Annotated in this window: 13 protein-coding genes; 1 reads left to right on the top strand and 12 read right to left on the bottom strand. The window is 64.1% G+C overall.

Features of this window, described 5'->3' with window-relative positions:
* Positions 1-2 precede the first annotated feature (2 nt).
* From ACUYMZ_RS11425 to ACUYMZ_RS11370, 12 genes are all read right to left on the bottom strand, one after another.
* Positions 3-2,024 (bottom strand): helix-turn-helix transcriptional regulator, encoded by a 2,022-nt coding sequence (locus tag ACUYMZ_RS11425; protein WP_481603409.1) that lies wholly within the window; start codon positions 2,022-2,024, stop codon positions 3-5.
* A 94-nt stretch (positions 2,025-2,118) separates the two neighbouring features.
* Positions 2,119-2,514 carry an FKBP-type peptidyl-prolyl cis-trans isomerase gene (locus ACUYMZ_RS11420; RefSeq protein ID WP_426002709.1) on the bottom strand — a complete coding sequence of 132 codons (396 nt, stop codon included), beginning with the start codon at positions 2,512-2,514 and terminating at the stop codon, positions 2,119-2,121.
* A 61-nt stretch (positions 2,515-2,575) separates the two neighbouring features.
* On the bottom strand, positions 2,576-3,502 hold the full coding sequence (locus ACUYMZ_RS11415; RefSeq protein ID WP_426002707.1) for an FKBP-type peptidyl-prolyl cis-trans isomerase: 927 nt from the start codon (positions 3,500-3,502) through the stop codon (positions 2,576-2,578).
* Between the two features lie 111 nt (positions 3,503-3,613).
* Positions 3,614-4,978 (bottom strand): Pup--protein ligase, encoded by a 1,365-nt coding sequence (pafA, locus tag ACUYMZ_RS11410; RefSeq protein ID WP_426002706.1) that lies wholly within the window; start codon positions 4,976-4,978, stop codon positions 3,614-3,616.
* 1 nt (position 4,979) lies between these two features.
* On the bottom strand, positions 4,980-5,687 hold the full coding sequence (gene prcA, locus ACUYMZ_RS11405) for a proteasome subunit alpha (protein ID WP_426002705.1): 708 nt from the start codon (positions 5,685-5,687) through the stop codon (positions 4,980-4,982).
* Between the two features lies 1 nt (position 5,688).
* The gene (gene prcB, locus ACUYMZ_RS11400) at positions 5,689-6,498 is read right to left on the bottom strand and encodes a proteasome subunit beta (protein ID WP_426002704.1); all 810 of its coding nucleotides are present in this window, start codon (positions 6,496-6,498) and stop codon (positions 5,689-5,691) included.
* Between the two features lie 76 nt (positions 6,499-6,574).
* Positions 6,575-6,775 (bottom strand): ubiquitin-like protein Pup, encoded by a 201-nt coding sequence (locus tag ACUYMZ_RS11395; protein WP_426002702.1) that lies wholly within the window; start codon positions 6,773-6,775, stop codon positions 6,575-6,577.
* Positions 6,776-6,884: 109 nt separating this feature from the next.
* Positions 6,885-8,510 carry a depupylase/deamidase Dop gene (gene dop, locus ACUYMZ_RS11390; protein ID WP_481605860.1) on the bottom strand — a complete coding sequence of 542 codons (1,626 nt, stop codon included), beginning with the start codon at positions 8,508-8,510 and terminating at the stop codon, positions 6,885-6,887.
* Positions 8,511-8,560: 50 nt separating this feature from the next.
* Positions 8,561-10,366, bottom strand: a complete 1,806-nt coding sequence (gene arc / locus ACUYMZ_RS11385; protein WP_426002701.1) for a proteasome ATPase — start codon at positions 10,364-10,366, stop codon at positions 8,561-8,563.
* 97 nt (positions 10,367-10,463) lie between these two features.
* Complete coding sequence (locus ACUYMZ_RS11380) at positions 10,464-11,528, bottom strand: tRNA (adenine-N1)-methyltransferase (protein ID WP_481603404.1); 1,065 nt, start codon at positions 11,526-11,528, stop codon at positions 10,464-10,466.
* 115 nt (positions 11,529-11,643) lie between these two features.
* Positions 11,644-12,807 carry a site-2 protease family protein gene (locus ACUYMZ_RS11375; RefSeq protein ID WP_442422656.1) on the bottom strand — a complete coding sequence of 388 codons (1,164 nt, stop codon included), beginning with the start codon at positions 12,805-12,807 and terminating at the stop codon, positions 11,644-11,646.
* The gene (locus ACUYMZ_RS11370; RefSeq protein ID WP_442422657.1) at positions 12,808-13,554 is read right to left on the bottom strand and encodes an HAD family hydrolase; all 747 of its coding nucleotides are present in this window, start codon (positions 13,552-13,554) and stop codon (positions 12,808-12,810) included.
* A gap of 121 nt (positions 13,555-13,675) precedes the next feature.
* Here ACUYMZ_RS11370 and ACUYMZ_RS11365 point away from each other — a divergent pair, with 121 nt between their 5' ends.
* Positions 13,676-14,581: a PAC2 family protein gene (locus tag ACUYMZ_RS11365; RefSeq protein ID WP_481603401.1), complete on the top strand. Its 906-nt coding sequence runs from the start codon at positions 13,676-13,678 to the stop codon at positions 14,579-14,581.
* The last annotated feature ends 88 nt before the right edge of the window (positions 14,582-14,669 follow it).

The raw sequence follows: 14,669 nt of genomic DNA, 5'->3' as shown, positions 1-14,669 counted from the left end.
GTCTAGCCAGCCGGGGCGTCCTGCGGGGAACGGCCACCGTATTGCGACAGGGCGGCTTCAAGCCACCGGGTAGCAGCTGTCCTGAGCTCAGGCGGTTCCACGATCCTGGCCGCTCCGCCCTGCTGGGAAATAAACATGGGAAGCAGGTCGGCATTGCCAAAACGGATCTCGGCCACCAGTCCGCCGTCGGGCAGGGCAGCCGTACGCTCGGCATAGTAGTCCTCGGCGATCCCCGCGCCTTGCCTGGTCAACTCGAGGACCACGTACACGTCGTCCTCCCCGGGGGTGAACAGCCGCGCTGGAAAGTCCTGTCCCGCAGTCACTTCCCCGGACACTGGACGGCCGTTCTGCTCCACGTCCACCATGCGGTCAAGCCGGAAGTTCCGCAGGCCCTTCCTGCTGTGGCAATAGGCCTCCAGGTACCAGACACTGTCCAGTGAGAAGAGGCGGAGGGGGTCCACATCCCGCTCCGTTACCGTGTCACGTTGCGGCGACAGGTAACTCAGGTGCAACTGGCGGCCGTCCTTGATGGCCTGGGTCACCGTGGCGAAGGCTTGAGACTGCCGGGGTGCCACGGACTGCCCGGAAACCGTGCCGGCCATACGGGCGGCTTCCCCGGCCGCTCCTGTGAGTTTGATGATGACGGACTCCAGCGGATTCTGTTCCGGGTCCTCCCCCAGTCCGGCCAGCTCAGGCAGGTCCCCCAGCATCGCCAGCCCGGTCAACAGGGCGGCGGCCTCGTCCCCGCTGAAACGGACAGGACGGTTCAGGTCAAGATGTTCGGTGATGTAGACGTGGTCGTTTTCCCACTGGATGTCCAGGAGGTCGTCCGGGTAGCCCTCCGGCAGGCCCGAGCAGATCAAAATCTTGAGGTCCTCGATCAGCGCCTTGCGGCTGATCCCGAAATGGTCCGCCACTTCCTGGATGTGGAGCCCCTGGTGGTGCACCAGGAACGGTACGAGTTGAAGCATCCGGGCCAGTTGGTCCTCGGACGTTCGCTTCCTTGCCCGGGGTGCGGGACCCGCTTCGGGAAAGACAACAGGAAGGGGCGGGGCGGCGTTGAAAGCGGCAGCGGCCTCGAGCCTGCGTACGACGGCGGTCCGCAAGTCGGCCGGCTCCGTCACCTTGACGTGGGGACCGTAGGAGGAAAGCTCCTCCGCAAGTTGGTCGGGGTCCCGGAAGTCGACGGTGAGCCGGTCCCGGGTGCCGGGTCCTGCAGCTTCCTCCACCGAGATGGCCCGTTTACGGAGCGCCAGCAGGCGGCCCGGGTCCACGTCAAGTACTGCCTGCTGCAGCGGCAGCTCATTCAGGGCATCCAACTCTGCCCGCGCGTTGAAGCCGCTGGGAGGTTCGAAGGAACTGTTCGATACCACTGACACCGCCGTGGTCATGCGCGACAGCCTGAAGATCCGTTTGGCGCCCCGGCCCCGGTCGAAGCCCACCAGGTACCACTGGCCGAAGCGGCTCCCCAGGCCCCATGGTTCGACTTCGCGCTCTTCCTCGCGTTCCGTGCTGCCGGCAAGGTAGCCGAAACGGACGGCATGCCGGGAGTGCATGGCGGCTACGACGTCGTCGAATGCCTGGCCAGCCGGCTTAATCCGCGGCTGGACGCCTGCGGGCAGGTCCACATCGCTGAAGCCGCCGGAGGCTTGAAGCTTCCGGACGGCGCTGGCGGCAGCGTTGCCGAGGGCGGCCCGCTCCCATAATTGCGCAGCCAGGAGAAGGACCGTGGACTCCGCGGGAGTGAGGCTCACATCCGGTAGGCGGTTGGAGTCCTTGCCGATGCGGTACCGTGTGGTGGCCGGATCCTCGCCGCCAAAACCAGGCTCGGTCAGCGTCTCAATCTCGAAGCCGAATTGTTTCAACTCCACCTTGTCCCGCTCGAACATGCGGCCAAAGGCCACATCATTCTCCGCCGAGCCATGGTAGACCTTCTCGCGCAGCACAGCGCGCGTCAGTCCGACCCGGGTGTTGAGCAAGGCCAGGAGCAAGTTAAGGAGTCGTTCAGTGCGGGATGCGGACACGGTTGCTACGTTACTAAAGTCCCGGAGAAAAGCAGCAAAGCGCGGCACCCGCCGGGAAGAATCCGGTAGATGCCGCGCTTTGCGTTGCCAGTCTTTAGCGGACCGCCACGAGGTCGACGACGAAGATCAAAGCCTCGTTCGGCTTGATGGCTCCACCGGCGCCGCGGGATCCGTAAGCGAGCTCCGAGGGAATCTCAAGGCGGCGACGGCCGCCGACCTTCATGCCCAGGAGGCCCTGGTCCCAGCCCTGGATGACCTGGCCGACGCCGACGCGGAAGTCCAGCGGTGCCCCGCGGCCCCACGACGCGTCGAATTCTTCACCGGTGGACCAGGCCACGCCCACATAGTGGGTGGAAACAGTGTCGCCGGCCTTGGCCTCCTGGCCAGTGCCCTCGATGAGATCGACGATCCGCAGTTCTGTGGGGACGTCGCCTTCCGGGAAGTCGATCTCCGGCTTGGTGCGATCGTAATCACGCTGGCCAAATGACATGGTTGCTCCTTTAGTGGGGTGCTGATGGTGCCAGGAACCAGCTTAGCCAGTCCCCGGGAGGCTACTTGACGCCGAGGATGTCAACGACGAAGACGAGGTCGCCCTTCGCTTCGCCCTGGCCGGCCTCACCGTAAGCGAGGTCCTGCGGAATGACCAGGAGGACGCGCGAACCGACAGTCTTGCCTGCCAGGCCCTGGGTCCAGCCCTTGATGACGCCGGTCAGCGGGAAGCTGGTGGGCTCGTTGCGGTCAAAGCTTGAGTCGAACTTGGTTCCACCCTTGAGCGTGACGCCAACATAGTTGACCGTCAGCGTGTCCGATTCCTTCACGACAGCACCGTTGCCCTTGATCAGGTCCTGGGAAACCAGTTCGGTGGGAGCGGCAACGCCCTCCACGGAGATCTCCGGTACGCCCTGGTCATTTTCCTTGACGGTGGGCAATCCGGCCGGCGGCGTCACCGTTTCACCCTCGGGCTTCTCAAGGACAGGCGCAGGGTCCTTGGCCGCAATCAGCTTGAAAACCACCAGCTGGGTTGAACCTGTCCCGGAACCGGTGGCCGAACCCGGGGCAGCGAAAGCGACGTGCGAGCCAACCTTGGCGCCGACGATTGCGTTGTAGATGAGTTCGTTCCCTGATTTGAGCTGATCGTTCAGCTCCAGCGGCTGGGGGCCGTTCTGGTAAGCGTCCTCGACGGTCTTGCCGTCGTTGCCGTCCACGGCAACATAGGCCAGTTCCGCGACCTGTCCGGCCTTGACGCGGTCACCGTCGCCCTCGCTGACAACCTTGATGGTCGGTTCGGAAACAGTCAGCGGCTTGCTGAATTCGAGTCCGGGGGCTTTGTCGTTTCCGTTGTCGGATACCTTCACGGAGTCGAGCTTGGAGATGTCGCCCGAGGACTGGCTGGTGGGCTCTGCGGACGGGGTGCTCCCTCCCCCGCATGCCGTGATGAGCAGCAGGAGGGGGAAAAGAAGTGCTAGGAGTCGGCGCACAAAAAGACTCTTTCGTCGGGGCAATGGACACTCGGAAAGGCGCTCTGCGCATCCAAGGAAGCGGCCTCGCGAAAGCGGGCCACTATCCAGAATAGCCCGTGAAGCTGGGAGTCAGCTCATAGAGTCAAGGAGCGCATCCACCCTGTCATCCACACTGCGGAAGGGATCCTTGCACAGGATGGTCTGGTGCGCACGGTCATTCAGCTTCAGATGGACCCAGTCCACGGTGTAGTCGCGGCCCAGTTCCTGTGCCCGCCTCACAAAGTCACCGCGGAGCTTGGCCCGGGTGGACTGCGGCGGCGCATCAACGGCGTCTTTGACGTCCGTTTCGGTCACCAGCCGCTTTGCGGCACCACGGGACTGCAGCAGGTAGAACAAGCCGCGTTGCCGCGAGATGTCGTGGTAGGTGAGGTCAAGCTGGGCAATGCGCGGCGAATCAAGCCCAAGGTCATGCTTGCGCATGTAACCATCCATCAGCTTCTTCTTGATGGCCCAGTCGACTTCCGTGTCGATGCTGCTGGAGTCGCCGCTTTCGATGGCATCCAGGGTACGGGACCAGAGATCAAGGATCAGGGGTACATGGGGGTTGTGCGCACCGTTGGCCGCAACGAACTCCGTCACCTTGGCCAGGTACTCCCGTTGGATATCCAAGGCGGACAACTGGCGGCCGTTGGCCAGGCGGACCAAGGCACGGCCCGTGAGGTCGTGCGAAATTTCCCGGATGCTTCGGATGGGATTCTCCATGCGCATGTCACGCATGATCACCCCCGCCTCGATCATGCGCAGGATCAGGTCCACAGTGCCGACTTTGAGCAGGGCCGTGGTCTCCGACATGTTGGAGTCGCCCACAATGACATGCAAGCGCCGGTAGAACTCGGCGTCGGCATGTGGTTCGTCGCGGGTGTTGATGATGGGCCGTGAACGGGTGGTGGCCGAGGAGACACCTTCCCAGATGTGGTCTGCGCGCTGGGAGAAAGCGAAGGTAGCCCCGTGGGGTGTCTTGAGGACTTTTCCGGCCCCGGCAATGAGTTGCCGTGTGACCAGGAACGGAATGAGGATCTCGGCCAGACGTGAGAACTCCCCGCGCCGCGGGATCAGGTAGTTTTCATGGCTGCCGTAGGAATTGCCGGCCGAGTCGGTGTTGTTCTTGAACAGGTAGACGGTGCCGTTGAAGCCTTCTGCGGCCAAGCGGGTCTGGGCCTCGTCAACGAGGTCGTCCAGGATCAGTTCGCCGGCCCTGTCGTGGGCTATGAGCTGTGCGAGGTCGTCGCATTCGGCGGTTGCGTATTCGGGGTGGGAGCCCACGTCCAAGTACAAGCGCGATCCGTTGGTCAGGAATACGTTCGATGATCGCCCCCAGCTGACCACTTTGCGGAACAGGTAGCGGGCTACTTCTTCGGGCGCCAGGGGGCGGGAATCGGGGCTTGAGTAGGAGATCCCGAATTCCGTCTCTATGCCGAATATGCGCTTGTCCATCTCAAGCCTCCTCTGAGAGCAGCTGTTCAACGTCCGCCGGGAGCAGGCGCCGGAAGGCCCGCCGCGAGCCGCGGTGGCTTTCGGATGCCCTGTCCAGGACCGCGGCTTCCACTGCGGTGGGCGGCAGCGAGTCGGCTTCCTTATCCACCGCGAGGGCCCGCAGGGCCAGGCGCAACGCCCCCGGGAAGGTCAGGCCGGCATCCCAGGCGTCCTTGACGACGTCGGAGATCTGGTCTGCAAGTCCGCCCATCACCACGAAGCCGTTTTCATCCGCGATGGAACCATCGAAGGTCAGCCGGTAAAGGTGGTCACGTTCCTGGGTGGGTGCGACTTCGACCACAGCCAGTTCGACTTCGAAGGGCTTCTGCTCCGCCGTGAAAACGGCACCGAGGCTTTGGGCGTAGACGCTGGCCAGGCCCCGGGCTGTGACGTCTTCACGGTCGTAGGAGTACCCTCGGACGTCGGCGTACCGGACGCCGGCCTGCCGGAGGCTCTCGAATTCGTTGTACTTGCCTACGGCGGCAAAACCGATCTTGTCGTAGATCTCACCGATTTTATGCAGGGAGGGTGAAGGGTTTTCGGCAATCAGGGCGATGCCGTCAGCACAACTGATCACAATGACCGAGCGTCCGCGGGCAATACCCTTCCGCGCGAAGTCCGCACGGTCCTTCATCAACTGTTCGGGTGAAACATAGAACTGCTGCGTCATGCTAGGCCTCCCGTCCCGCGATGGCGCGCGACTCAACAATCGCGCCCGCTATCGCACCCAATTCGCGTTCCGACACCCTGCGGTTGCCGGCACGGTTGACGGTATAGACCACCGGCCACAATTGACGTACGGGATCCGGTCCACCGGTGGCCGAGTCATCGTCCGCAGCGTCGTAGAGGGCCTCGACGGCCACGGCAACCGCTTCTTCCTCGGACAAATTGGGCCGCCACAACTTTTTGAGGGCGCCGCGGGCAAAGACCGAACCCGAGCCAACAGAGTGGTGCTCCTGCTCTTCGTAGCGGCCGCCGGTGACATCGTAGGAGAAGACCCGTCCCGTGGCTGATACGTGGTCGAAGCCGGCGAAAAGCGGAATGACCGCAAGGCCCTGCATGGCCATCGGGAGGTTGCCGCGGACCATTGCACCGAGGCGGTTCGCCTTACCAACCAGGCTGAGCAGCGTCCCCTCGATCTTCTCGTAGTGCTCCAGTTCAACCTGGAAGAGCCGCGTGATGTCGATCGCAAGGCCCGCGGTGCCCGCAATGCCCAGCACGGAGTACTGGTCGGCAGGGAAAACCTTCTCGATATGGCGGCTTGCAATGACGTTGCCCATGGTTGCCCGCCGGTCCCCCGCCATCAGCACGCCACCGGCGTACGTCAGCGAGACGATGGTGGTGGCGTGGGGAGACGGAGGAACGTTTCCGGCCGGCAATGTTTGGTTGAATGGCAGAAGTTCGGGACGCGAACGTTGAAGATGCTCCGTGAAAGAAGACGTTGCCTGGGTGGCCAGGGGGCCGGTTGATGGGTCCTGCATTGCTGCACTCCTTCGACTCTGCGTTCCGATGCCCCCGGCCTCGCGCCGGCGGGCAGTACCTCCTGCGGGCGTCCGCTTACTGGCCGCCCTTTTGGACAAAGGCCCTGACGAATTCCTCGGCGTTGGATTCCAGGACGCCGTCGATCTCGTCGAGGAGATCGTCCACACCCTGGGTCGCTTCGGAAGCCTGGGCCTCCGGTGCCGCCGGCGGGGCCTCGGGGACGTCTACTTCCTCTGTCTCGCGGGACTGCGGTTGCTGTTGCTCCTGACCTGCCATTTCCTTCTCCCTACTGTCAGCCCCCGTCAGTGGGGACTTCCTACTGCCATATTGCCACGCAATACGGCGGTGCGTACGGCTTTACGGACCTCACGCTCCGTGTGCCGTACTACTGCCTGTCCTTGGTCGGTGACGGCTCCCGGCCGAGCAGCTCCGCCAGGAAGTTTCCGGCCTCCCGGTGTCTCTCGAAGAGCGCGCCGGTGAGGGCTTCGGTGCCGCGCAAAGGTTCCCTCGTGGGCACCCGCTGCAGCTTTCCCAAGCCGGGAACATCGAAAATCACCGAGTCCCAGCTGGCACCGACCACGTCCTTGCCGAACGTCGAGACGCACCGGCCCCGGAAGTACGCCCGCGTGTCCGACGGCGGTTGGGTCACCGCGGCGGCGATGTCGCCGTCGTCCACCAGCCGGGTCATCCGGTCACGCGCCAGCAGCCTGTAGTAGAGCCCCTTTTCGGGGCGGATATCGGACCACTGCAGGTCGACCAGGCCAAGTCGGGCGTCATTCCATTCGAGGGAGTCCCGGTTGCGGTATCCCTCCAGGATTGCTTTCTTGGCCACCCATTCAACAGAGGCCGCCGCGGAGGCCGGATCGCTTCCGAGGGCTAAGAGGGTGGACTCCCAGCGTTCAAGGACCCCGTGGGTGTGCCCGTCTCCTGTCACTGCGTCCGCGACGCCGGTCTCCTGGGCGAGTTTTGCCGCGGCCTCGAAGTACATCCACTGGATGTCCAGCGCAGTGACCCTCCGGCCGTCGAGCAAGCGCACGGTGGTGGTCAGTGAGGTGTCATGGCTGATGGACTGCAGGGCCTGCACCGGCTCATGGACCTCGATCCGCGGTGCCTGGCCGGCTTCGATGAGGCTGAGGACCATGGCCGTGGTACCGAACTTGAGGTAGTTGGATACCTGGCTCAGGTTGGCGTCACCGATGATCACGTGAAGTCGCCGGTAGCGGTCAGCCGTTGCATGCGGCTCGTCACGGGTGTTGATGATGGGGCGGCGGATGGTGGTTTCCAGGCCGACTTCGGCCTCGAAGAAATCAGCCCTCTGGCTGATCTGGTATCCAGGCGTCGAGCTGTCCTGCCCTATCCCCACGCGTCCTGCGCCGCACATTACTTGGCGGGAAACGAAGAACGGAGTCAGCCCCTTGATGATGTCCCCGAACGGAACCGAGCGGGGCATCAAGTAGTTTTCGTGCGATCCGTAGGAGACCGATTTGTTGTCCGTGTTGTTCTTGTAGAGGTTGATCGGAGGGAGGCTGGTATCGGCAGCCACTTTCCGGACCGTGGCCAATGCCACCTGGTCTCCTGCAGCGTCCCACTTCACGGCGTCGCGTGGATTGGTGACCTCCGGGCTGGAGTATTCGGGGTGGGCGTGGTCCACGTACAGGCGGGCACCGTTGCCAAGGACCATGTTCATGAGCAGGGAACCGGATTCGTCCGCGCCGTCGAGTTCCAACTCCTGCCGGCCGTAGGCCAAGGCGACGGCCTCGGCGTCGAGCACCGGCGGTTGGTCGGTGAGCTGGCTGGGATCGGCGCTGGCCCTGTCCACTGTCCACCCGCGGGCGTCATGGAGGGGTTCCTCGTCGGTGTAATCCCACCGGGTCTCGGCGCCACCGGCGGCCCGCTGCCGCGTCACCGTGGCGTAGGCCTGGATGATCCTGGCCGACATCATGGTGGCATTGGCCCCGGGTGCCGACGGAGCGTGGATGCCGTATTCGGTCTCCGAGCCCATGACGCGCATGGCGCCACCCGCGGGCAACTTTTCGGTGGGAACTCCCTGTGCTCCGGCTGTCACAGGTACTGGCCTGTGTTGGCAGTGGTTTCGATGGACTTGCCGGGTTCCTGGCCCGCCTTGCCCTGGACGATGGTGCGGATGTACGTGATGCGCTCGCCCTTCTTGCCCGAAATCCGGGCCCAATCGTCCGGATTGGTGGTGTTGGGCATGTCCTCGTGTTCGCGGAACTCATCGACCACGGCCTTGAGCAGGTGGTCGATCCGAAGACCCTTTTGGTGGTTGGTCAAGAGGTCCTTGATAGCGTATTTCTTGGCCCGGTCCACTACGTTCTGCACCACTGCGCCGGAGTTGAAGTCCTTGAAGTACAGCATTTCAGTGTCACCGTTGGCGTAGGTGACTTCGAGGTACTCGTTGGACTTCTCCGTGGAGTACATGGCCTCCACGGTGCGTTGGATCATGGCGTCAACGGTTGCCTGGACGTCGCCGCCGTACTCGGCGAGGTCCTGGGCGTGGAAGGGCAGGTCCGTGGTGATGTACTTGCCAAAGATGTCCGCTGCGGCCTCGGCGTCCGGGCGCTGGATTTTGACCTTGACGTCCAGGCGGCCGGGACGCAGGATCGCCGGGTCGATCATGTCCTCGCGGTTGGAAGCGCCGATGACGATGACGTTGTCCAGGCGTTCCACGCCGTCGATCTCACTGAGCAGCTGCGGAACGATCGTGGTTTCCACGTCCGAGGACACGCCGGTGCCGCGGGTGCGGAACAGCGAATCCATCTCGTCGAAGAACACCACCACCGGGCTGCCGTCCGATGCCTTTTCGCGGGCACGCGAGAAGATCAACCGGATGTGCCGTTCGGTTTCGCCGACGTACTTGTCCAGCAGCTCAGGGCCCTTGATGTTGAGGAAGTAGCTCTTGAGGTCGGTATTGCCGGCACGCTCGGCGGCACGGGCAGCCAGGGAGTTCGCCACAGCCTTGGCAATGAGGGTCTTGCCGCAGCCCGGAGGGCCGTACAGGAGGATGCCCTTGGGTGCCTTCAGGCCGTGCTCGCGGTAGAGGTCCGGGTGCAGGAAGGGCAGTTCCACGGCATCGCGGATCTGTTCGATCTGGGGGCCGAGTCCGCCGATGTCCTGGTAGGTGATGTCCGGAACTTCCTCCAGGACCAGGTTTTCCACCTCGGCCCGGGGAACCTTTTCCAAGGCGTAGCCGGTCCGTGAGTCCAGGGACAGGGCATCCCCAACCTTCAAGTGCACGTTCTGCAGGGCCCCGGAGAGCCGGACCACCCGCTCTTCATCAGCCCGGCCCACCACCAGGGCGCGGTCCTTGCCCAGCAATTCCTTGAGCGTCACCAGCTCGCCGGCCCGTTCGTAGCCCAAACCGGCCACGACAAGAAGGGCCTCGTTGAGGAGGACTTCCTGGCCTACGGCCAACTGGTTGACGTTGACCAGGGGGCTGATGCCAACCCGCATCTTCCGGCCGGCATTAAAGATGTCCACGGATTCTTCCGTGGCCGCCTGCCCCGAGTTGCCCGGCGCAGGTTGCCGCCGCGGATTGATCTGCAGCACCGTTCCAAAGCTGTACGGCGGCTGGCCCTCCTGCTCCAGGGCTCCCTTGAGACGCAGGATCTCAGCCTTCGCTGTTTCCAGCATGGAAACGAGCTTGCTGTTGTTCTGGGTGGCGGCAGCAAGCTGGCGGTCGATGTGGCGGAGCTTGTCCCTGAGGATGTTGATTTGCCGCTCGGCAACAGTCAGTTCGCTCGAAGGGTCCGGCGGCTGGATGCCAAGCCTGCGGTTCGCTGCCTCTCCCGCTGCAGCGTTTGGTTCCTCCGGCGTCGGCCGTCCAATGTCGTTGTTCGACGTATCCACGATTCATCAGCCCCTTCCTGCGCTTAACAAGACCTTAGTCCCGAAAAGCTCAGGGTGCTTGGTGACATCCGGAATGCGGACCCGATTGTGATCTTTGTCAGTTTGTGACTGACGGGCCATCCTGGACATTGGTCCCGGCGATGGCGTCGCGGGCAGCCCGCCGCAGTTTCTTGTCGGAGACGGCGCGCTCCCCTACTGCTCCAGGGGTCCAGGCGTTGAGATCTTCTTCGCTGAATTCTGTCTTGGAGGGGCGTCGTTTGGTGGAGATACCGGTGACTCCTTCTGCCAGCCGCCGGGTGACCAGCAGGAATCCCGTGTGTGCCACCATGCGGTGGTCGGGGCGCACAGCCAGGCCTTCCAGGTGCCAACCGCGCACCATGGACTCCCAGGCGTCGGGCTCGGTGAAGCGGCCGTCGGCGCGGATGGCTTCGGCCGTTCGGGAAAGCTGTGTCACGGTGGCGACATAGTTGATCCAGACGCCGCCGGGTGCCAGGACGGTTGCAACCGCATCAAGGCATTCCCAAGGCGCCAGCATGTCCAGGACCACGCGGTCAACGGAGCCGGGCTCCTCGGCCTTGACCACTTCTTCCTGGAAGTCGCCCAGCGAGATCTGCCAGGCCGGATGGGGGCCGCCGAAGATGGTCTCAACGTTTCCGCGGGCAATGTCCGCGAATTCTTCGCGTCGTTCGAAGGAGTGGAGGTATCCGCCGTCGCCGACCGCCCTCAGGAGGGAAATCGACAAGGCGCCGGATCCCACGCCGGCTTCCACGACGCGGGCGCCCGGGAAGATGTCGGCCATGGTGACGATCTGCCCGGCGTCCTTCGGGTAAACCACCGCGGCACCGCGGGGCATGGAAAGAACGAAGTCCGACAGCAGCGGCCGGAGTGTCTGGTACTGCTGTCCGATGTTGTTGCTGACCACCGAGCCGTCCACCTTGCCGATGATCTCGTCGTGGTTCAGGAAGCCGCGGTGGGTGTGGAAGGCGCCCCCGACTTCCAGCGTGATGGTGTTCATGCGCCCGCGCTCGTCAGTGAGCTGGACGCGTTCGCCAACCCGGAAGGGTCCGCGCCGGCGTGCCGCGCCGGTAGGCTGGACGGCGGCTCCGGCAGCTGGCTGGCCGGTGGTTGCGCCGGCTTCGGGGGCGGCGGTTTCGCTGCTCATCTGGTGTTCCTCGCTCCTGTGCGGCGGATGGACCGCCCTTGTGTTGCTGCGTGCTGGCGCCGAAAATCGGTGGTTTTGTTTTAGGGGCCGGCAGGTAACTCTACCGGCAACAGCGTCAGGCCCGCCCGGTACCCCGGACTTCCTTGCCTGTAATGGCTGTCACGACGGCCTGTTGGCGGAGCAGGCCAGTGACGGTTCCATTGTGGTCAACGACTGCGTATTCGCCACCTTCGAGCCGCGCCAGGTACTGGATCAGCTCCTGGCCCTTGGACCATTCCGGAACATAGGCACCGGCAGCCAAAGCGTGCGCCACCGCGGTGACCGGCGTCGTGGAGACTGCCTGCGGCGGCACAGCGGCAGCGGCAGCGGGGTTGACAACACCCTGCGGCCTGCCGTCAGGTCCACAGATAACGACGGCGGGACTCCCCGCCGGGGACATCGCCAGGACGTCTGCCACAGTGGCTGAGTTCGGAACGCCGACCGCGGGGTCGGCCAGGGCCGCCGCGCTGACAAGGTAGAGGCGGCTGCGCAGGCGGCCATGGTGGATGGACGCCGACGCCCCCATCCACAGGAAACCGCAGACGAGGACGGTGATCAGCATGAGGCTGATGTCCAGGGGTGCGCCGCTGATGAGCGGCAGGCCGATGAACCAGATGACCAGCGCGGCAACGATCGCGCGCCCTGACCAGCCCGCAGCGATGGTTCCTTTGTCCTGGCTGCCGGTGACCTTCCAGACAGCCGACTCGACCAGGCGCCCGCCGTCCAGGGGAAGCCCTGGCAGCACGTTGAAAATGCCGATCAGGAGGTTGGCCCACATCAGGATGTTCGCCAGGATGTCGGCCACACCGGTGAGGGCACCGGTGGACAGCACGAGCCACATGCCGCCTGCCAGAACAAAGTTGGACACGGGACCGGCCATGGCAACGATCACTGAACGGCCGGGAGAAGCGGTAAAGCTCTCAAACTGGGTGTGGCCGCCCCACAAGTTCAGGACGATCTTCTCCGTGGGCCAGTTGAAGGCCTTGGCACTGAGTGCGTGGGCGAGTTCGTGCACCAGCACGGACAGGGCCAGCAGCAAGGCATAGCCAAGGGCCACAAAGTATGCCCCGGCGCCGAGTTCCGGCATCCTGACCAGGAGTGCAGGTCCGTAGACGATGACCGTGAATCCGGCAATCACGAACCACGAGTACGCCAGATACACAGGGATTCCCGCGATTTTTCCGAGGGGTATTCCGTCCTTCTTGCTGGCCGCGTGGTGTGGCGCGGAGGGACTGCTCACTTAGTTGGCCCTTTCCAGCAGGCCTGCGTCCGGCGTCTCCGTTGCCGCCTGGGCGGATGCCGCGCGACCATGGACGAGTTGTGCGACATCGTCGGTCGCTTTGCCGGCCAGAGTGTCCCACAGGATCATGTCCGGGAGTTCAGGAAGGGGGACCTGGTGCGGTATGCCTACAGTGACGACGCCGGAGGCCAGTGCCGCAGTGGCACCGGGAATGGAGTCCTCCAAGGCGACGCAGTGGTTGATGGTGAGGGCAGGATCGTCGAGCTGCAGACGGTCGACAGCCGTGAGGTAGGCCTCCGGGTGGGGCTTGCCGTTAGTCACGGTGTCACCAGTGACCAGGAACTCGAAGTATGGCTTGGGGAGGCTTTCGACCACCACTCCGGCCAAAGGCCCCTCGGACATCGTGACCAGGGCACAGCGGATGCCGGATTCGTGGAGGTCGTTCAGCAGTTCCCGGGCGCCTGGACGCCACGGGACCTCACGCCGGACCTGTTGGATGACTTCGGCGCTGAGGTGGTCCACGATGTCCCGGGCCTCCATCCGGACGCCCGCAGCCTGCAGGATGGCGGCCGAATGCATCAATGACTGCCCTACCAGCTGCATGGCCTGCTGGTGTGACCATGTTCCGCCGTGCGCTTCAACGAGTGCGCGTTCAGCGGCAATCCAGTAGGGCTCGGTGTCCACCAAGGTGCCATCCATGTCCCAGAGCACGGCTTTGAGGTGGGGCTGACCGGGAGATGAATGCATGGCTTCAAGTCTACGTGGAATGCGGCGGTGGCCACGCCGGGGTTGCGCTGTGGGCGATACAGGACACGCTTCGGTGTGAAATGCCATGCATCCGCATCGGACTTGGACGTAGGGTGAGTGGATGAACAGTGTCGACGGGACCCCCGAAGGACAGGACATCACAGCGAAGCCCGAGCGTTTCCTCAAGGAACCTGCGGACGGCGAACGCGTCACCGTCATGATCGCCGCTTTTGAAGGATGGAATGACGCCGGTGAAGCTGCCAGCGATGCCCTGCATTACGTGAACAAGCTCTGGGACGGCAAGAAGGTCGCCACAGTGGACGCCGAGGAATACTACGACTTCCAGTTCACCCGGCCGACGGTGCGGCGGACCTCCTCCGGCGCGCGGAAAGTGAAGTGGCCCTCTACGCGGATCTACAAGGCAGCCGTACCGGAGAGCAACGTGGACGTCGTGATCGTGCTCGGCACCGAACCTTCCTACCGCTGGCGCGCCTACACCACGGAACTGCTGGTTCATGCTGAAGCCCTCAAGGTGGACTCCGTGATCCTGGTGGGCGCCCTGCTGGCCGATGTGCCCCACAGCCGGCCCATTCCCGTCAGCACCACCACAGAGGACAACTCCCTGCGGGAACGCTTGAATCTGGAGGCTTCACAGTACGAGGGCCCCGTGGGGATCGTGGGAGTGCTGGCCGAATTCGCCATGCTCGCCGGGCTGCCCACCGTTTCCCTGTGGGCAGCGGTGCCCCACTACGTTGCCCAGCCGCCCTCCCCCAAGGCCCAGCTCGCCATCCTCCACAGGATCGAAGACCTCCTGCAGGTCCCCTTGGACAGCCGTGCGCTGGCAGAAGAATCCGAGGCCTGGGAACGCGGTGTGGATGAACTGGCCACGGAAGACCCGGAAATTGCCGCCTACGTCAGGCAACTCGAGGAAGCGAAGGACACGGCGGACCTCCCCGAGGCCTCGGGAGAATCGATTGCCAGGGAGTTTGAGCGCTACCTCAAGCGGCGCGGCAAGGAACGTCCCTGATCGTGAAATGTGCACGGCCAACCAAGCGGAAGGGCCCCGGCAGCGACCACGTCTCTGCCGGGGCCCTTCCCTGTTCCCGGGAACAGCG

This window comes from Arthrobacter sp. T572, from assembly GCF_056780115.1.
The sequence above is the reverse complement of the archived record's forward strand: the minus strand, read 5'-3'. Positions and strand labels throughout refer to the sequence as shown.